This is a genomic window from Streptococcus sp. GMD6S (assembly GCF_000297015.1).
In genome coordinates, this window is record NZ_AJRH01000382.1 from 1 (window position 1) to 1352 (window position 1352).

Consider the following 1352-nt stretch of genomic DNA (forward strand, 5'->3'; position numbering starts at 1 on the left):
CGATAAGAACGATTGTCTACTCTGTCCCAACTGAAGACAAGAAAGTAAGAATCGTTATCGACGAAAAATAAGAAAAGCGGGACAGAAGTCTCGCTTTTTTGTGAGGAGGAGAAGATGAAGGATTTAACGTTTAGACAATTACAAGCTTACTTACTCGAACATTACCAGCAATCTCGGACTGAGGAAGGTCTCTTTATCAAGCTAGTGGAGGAAGTCGGAGAAGTAGCCGAGGTCTTGAACGGGCGCTCTGGTCGAAAAGAGTCTGTCCAGGACTCAAATGAGGAACTAGCCAAAGAACTAGCTGATATCATTCACTACACCGTCGCAATCGCGACCATAAACGACATTGATCTAACCAAAACCATCTTTGACAAAGATAAGAAGGCTGCCATTAAGTACCAACATGAACGAGATTTGGAAGAATTTTTGGAGGGAAAATATCTATAGTGTCTTTTTTCTTCAACTTGTGAAAATCCCTAGAACGTGATAAAATAAAGGATAAGGGTTTTTAATAAATCATTGTTATAGAATGAGTGGATTTCTTTATGAAACGATTTGAAGTAACTACAAAAATTGGCAGCCTCTCTGTTACTTATAAAAAGCAAAAGAAAGTGCTTGTTTGTTTAAATGGCGCAGGTTTGCTACCAAGTTATGAAAATTTTTCACTTATACTTGAAAAACTTCCTCCCACAATTGGTTATTTGACAATTGATTTTCCAAACACAGGTAGGAGTCCGATTCATGACCAATCTGGAAAAAATCTGGACAATCTTGTAGACGCGGTTTATGAAGTACTTGAAGAATTGGCGATTTATGAATATATACTTTGTGCACATAGTTTGAGTGGAATTTTAGCTTGCAAATTGATGAACAAATCAATTAAGTGTCAGGCTTTAGTAGCAATTGAACCAACAACTAAAAAAGTAATGTTTTCTGATTTTTCAGAAAATCCTTATCCAGAAATGGAAGAGCAAATGAGACTGATTGAAGAGTGTGGCCCCGAAGTCTATTTTAAGAACATAACTCAAGCAGCATTTAGCTCTGAAACTAATGAAGAAATCTGGGATTTAGTGCAAGAAAAAGATTCAGAGTTGGAAAGACAAGTTCCAGAATTTCATATATATTGTGAGATTACTGAGGAAGATTTTAAGAATGTATCTATAGAAGCTCATGTCCCTGTATTTATTTTTTGTCAGGCTTATAGAGAAAAAGAATACAGAGACTCAGAATATTGGACTTCCAATACTAAACTCATTTTAGGAGGGAATCACCATTATTTACAATGGTCTGAATCAGAAAAAATTGCGAATATTATTCGAGAATTGTCAGAATAAGATGGAAAGAAGGAGAGT

Annotated in this window: 2 protein-coding genes and 1 pseudogene; all 3 read left to right on the forward strand. The window is 35.9% G+C overall.

The window, feature by feature from the left end; translation table 11 throughout:
- Positions 1–71, forward strand: a pseudogene (locus GMD6S_RS12565) (RNA-binding protein); the annotation flags it as partial.
- A 43-nt stretch (positions 72–114) separates the two neighbouring features.
- Positions 115–447 (forward strand): MazG nucleotide pyrophosphohydrolase domain-containing protein, encoded by a 333-nt coding sequence (locus tag GMD6S_RS11890; protein ID WP_000654125.1) that lies wholly within the window; start codon positions 115–117, stop codon positions 445–447.
- A 98-nt stretch (positions 448–545) separates the two neighbouring features.
- Entirely contained in the window at positions 546–1334 is a 789-nt protein-coding gene (locus tag GMD6S_RS11895) for an alpha/beta hydrolase (RefSeq protein WP_000819211.1), read from the forward strand.
- The last annotated feature ends 18 nt before the right edge of the window (positions 1335–1352 follow it).

Coding starts and splice junctions, on each gene's coding strand:
- GMD6S_RS11895 (WP_000819211.1), top strand. CDS start 546: ATGAAACGATTTGAAGTAACTACAAAAATTGGCAGCCTCTCTGTTACT.
- GMD6S_RS11890 (WP_000654125.1), top strand. CDS start 115: ATGAAGGATTTAACGTTTAGACAATTACAAGCTTACTTACTCGAACAT.